We start from the raw sequence: 3,310 nt of genomic DNA on the forward strand, positions 1-3,310 counted from the left end.
CGCCGCCGTACGCGGCGGGCGCGGAGGCGCGCGCGGGCGGGGCGTCGGCGCTCATGGACGTCAGTGACGGGCTGGTCCAGGACCTCGGCCATATCGCGCGCGCCAGCGGAGTCCGGCTCGAACTGGACGGTGCGGCCGTGCCGCTCCCGCCCGGCGTGACCCTGGCGGACGCCCTGTACGGCGGCGAGGACCACGCCTTCGCCGGAACCTTCCCCGGGACGGCCCCGGACGGATGGGACGTGATCGGACGAGTGGCGGCGGGGGAGGGCGTCACGGTCGACGGTGACGTTCCGGGACGAGGCGGATGGGACCATTTCGCCCCGTGATTCCACCGTTACGTTTTGTAGGTCTTTATTAGAAAAGTAAAGGTAAGTGCTGCCTGTCTTGGTAGTCCGGTAGGCAGGCTTGGTGTCGTTTTGGTATACATCCCTGGGACGAAGAGGATGGGATGGGACGACACACCAAGCTCGACGAACAGGCGACCTGGGTCACGGCGGACACCGATCCCGGGGGACGCCCCCTGATCGTCCCGGCGCAGGTCTCGCGGGCCCGGCGGATGGCGTGGATCGGCCGGACCCCGCTGATGCCCGTGCTGGCCGGCATCGGCGCCGTCGGCGTGATCGCCGCGGCGTTCAGCACCCAGCAGATCTCGTTGAACTTCTCCAACAGCCCCGGCACCGACAGCGCGGTCCTCGCCGACCCGCGGATCCGGCAGGCCGAACCCCAGGCCGTCCCGACGTCGGGGGCGGGCGGCGGGCCCGTCAAGGCCGGGAAGTGGCGGTTCAAGACGGAAGGGGCCTCGGGCGCCTTCGTCGGCAGCGTCGTGATCGCCAACACCGGCGGCGCGCCCGTCGACCGCTGGAAGCTCCGCTTCCGGATCCCCAACGCCGCGGTCACCACGGCGCGGGGCGCCGTCCTCAGAACCGGCGGACGGGCCGGGGGCGACGTCTACCTGTCCGGCACCACCCGGATCGCCCCCGGCTCCAAGATCGTCATCCGGTTCACCGGAAAGGGCGCCTGGTCGAAGCCCGCCTTCTGCAAGATCAACGGCGTCTCCTGCCGCTGAGATCGGCGGCTAGGCTGATCACATGGCTGTGGCACCCCCTCGCGTTCTGACCGTCGCCGGCTCCGACTCCGGCGGTGGCGCCGGCATCCAGGCCGACCTCAAGGCCATGCTGGCGCTCGGGGTGCACGGGATGAGCGTCATCTGCGCGGTCACGGCCCAGAACTCGCTGGGCGTCCAGGGCTACTGGGAGCTGCCGCCCGAGGCCGTCGAAGCGCAACTGGACTCCGTGCTGAACGACATCGGGGCGCAGGCGATCAAGACGGGGATGCTGGCCTCGACGGTCCTCGTCGAGACGGTCGCGGCCCGGCTCGCCACGGTCGACGCGCCGGTCGTCGTCGATCCGGTCGGTGTCTCCAAGCACGGCGACGCTCTGCTCGCGCGGGACGCGGTCGACGCCGTCCGCCACAAGCTGCTGCCCGTCGCGGAGCTCGTCACGCCCAACCTGTGGGAGGTCGAGCTGCTCACGGGCGTCAAGGTCGAGTCGGAGGCGGATCTGCCGCGCGCCGCCGAAGCCGTCCTGGCCTTGGGTTCGGCCTGGGTCCTCATCAAGGGCGGCCATCTGCCGGGCCGTCCCGTCGACCTCCTGACGAACGGCGCCGAGACCCACACCTTCTCGGCCGAACGCCACGACAACCGCCACACCCACGGCACCGGCTGCACCCTGGCCTCCGCCATCGCCAGCCACCTGGCCCTCGGCCTCCCCCTCCCCGACGCCGTCGCCGCCGCCAAGACCTACATCACCGGCGCCATAGCCGCCGGCTTCCCCCTAGGCTCCGGCCTAGGCCCCGTAGACCACGCCTGGCGCTGGCGCCCATAAACCAGGGAACGTGAAAGAACCCGGCTGGTCCGTGTGGGGGACCGGCCGGGTTCTTTCGGGTGTCTGTGACCTAGCGGGCCAGGGGGCGCTGGATCTTGCCGGCCTTGAGGCAGGAGGTGCAGACGTTGACGCGCTTCGTGGCGCCGCTAACGACGGCGCGCACACGCTGGATGTTCGGGTTCCAACGGCGCGGGGTGCGACGGTGCGAGTGGGACACGCTCATACCGAAGCCGGGGCCCTTGCCGCACACTTCGCAGTTGGCAGCCACGGTAACTCCAAACAAAGATCGGGAATCGAGAAACACCCCGGACTTGGGGTGCTTTCACATGGAAAAGGTCCCCGCGGAAGGGGGACGCTCCGAACAGCGTAGCCGACCAGCCATGGGTAGGCGAATCAGCCAAGGGAAGGGGCGGACGGAGCAGACGTAAGTCCACGGCCAGAATACTCTCAATCCGGTGTGAGGAGGCGCAGTGCTGGAAGGTCTGGACGCGGTGGCGGTGCGGCGCTGGATGCGGGTGGCCGCGGACGCCCTCGGCAAGTACCGGCGAGAGATCGACACGCTCAACGTGTTCCCCGTCCCCGACGGGGACACCGGGACGAACCTGCACCTCACGGTGCTGGCGGCGGCCGAGAGCGTCGAGGAGCTGCCCGCGGACGCCGCCCTGGGCGCGGTCTGGCAGGCCGTCGCGCAGGGCGCGCTGCTCGGCGCGCGCGGCAACTCCGGGGTGATCGCCAGCCAGGTGCTGCGCGGGATGGCCGAGGTGATGCAGGGCGCGCCCGCGCCGGGCGGCGCCGTGCTGGAGGAGGCGCTCGCGTACGCGGCGGAGCTGGCCAGGGCAGCGGTGGCGCATCCCGTCGAGGGGACCATCCTCAGCGTGCTGTCGGCGGCGTCGGAGGCGGCGAGGGGGGACGCGCTGGGCGAAGTGGCCAGAAGCGCGGCGCGCGGCGCGCGCCAGGCGCTCGCCAGGACCCCAGGACAGATGCCGCTGCTGGCCGAGAATGGTGTGGTCGACGCGGGCGCGGCCGGCCTCTGCGTGATCCTCGACGCCCTGTGCGCCGTGGTCACCGAGGAGTTCCCCGAACGCTACGACGTCCCGGGACGCTCGGAGTCCCGCGCCGTCCAGCCGGCGCAGCCGAGGGACAAGGGTTTCGGCTACGAGGTCATGTACCTGCTGGAGACCGACGACGGCGCGATCCCCGCCCTGCGCGACGCCCTGGACGTCCTGGGCGACTCCCTGGTCGTGGTGGGCGGCGACGGCCTGTGGAACGTCCACGTCCATGTCGACGACGCGGGCGCCGCGATCGAGGCGGGTCTGGCGGCGGGCCGCGCCCACCGGATCCGGATCAGCCATCTGGCGTCGGTGAGCGAGCCGCAGCCGCCCTGCACGGGCCGGGGCGTGGTCGCGGTGACGGCCGCCGACGGGCTG

At 71.5% G+C, this 3,310-nt stretch carries 4 protein-coding genes and 1 pseudogene; 4 read left to right on the plus strand and 1 reads right to left on the minus strand.

The genetic code is table 11. The annotated features are described in order from the left end of the window. The 3 genes and pseudogenes from ACYVE7_RS31460 to thiD all read left to right on the plus strand — a co-directional run. A pseudogene (locus ACYVE7_RS31460) lies at nt 1-326 on the plus strand (thiamine-phosphate kinase); the annotation flags it as partial. A 122-nt stretch (nt 327-448) separates the two neighbouring features. Continuing rightward, nucleotides 449-1,066 (plus strand): cellulose binding domain-containing protein, encoded by a 618-nt coding sequence (locus ACYVE7_RS31465; protein WP_460369880.1) that lies wholly within the window; start codon nt 449-451, stop codon nt 1,064-1,066. 22 nt (nt 1,067-1,088) lie between these two features. Further along, nucleotides 1,089-1,883 (plus strand): bifunctional hydroxymethylpyrimidine kinase/phosphomethylpyrimidine kinase, encoded by a 795-nt coding sequence (gene thiD, locus ACYVE7_RS31470; RefSeq protein WP_460369882.1) that lies wholly within the window; start codon nt 1,089-1,091, stop codon nt 1,881-1,883. Nucleotides 1,884-1,953: 70 nt separating this feature from the next. Here the strand turns inward: thiD and rpmB are convergent, their stop codons facing one another. Then, the gene (gene rpmB, locus ACYVE7_RS31475; RefSeq protein ID WP_460369883.1) at nt 1,954-2,151 is read right to left on the minus strand and encodes a 50S ribosomal protein L28; all 198 of its coding nucleotides are present in this window, start codon (nt 2,149-2,151) and stop codon (nt 1,954-1,956) included. 202 nt (nt 2,152-2,353) lie between these two features. Here rpmB and ACYVE7_RS31480 point away from each other — a divergent pair. After that, nucleotides 2,354-3,310 (plus strand): DAK2 domain-containing protein (locus ACYVE7_RS31480; protein ID WP_460369885.1); only part of this gene is annotated, 957 nt, incomplete at its 3' end.

Source organism: Actinocorallia lasiicapitis, from assembly GCF_054778695.1.

Coding starts and splice junctions, on each gene's coding strand:
- ACYVE7_RS31465 (WP_460369880.1), top strand. CDS start 449: ATGGGACGACACACCAAGCTCGACGAACAGGCGACCTGGGTCACGGCG.
- thiD (WP_460369882.1), top strand. CDS start 1,089: ATGGCTGTGGCACCCCCTCGCGTTCTGACCGTCGCCGGCTCCGACTCC.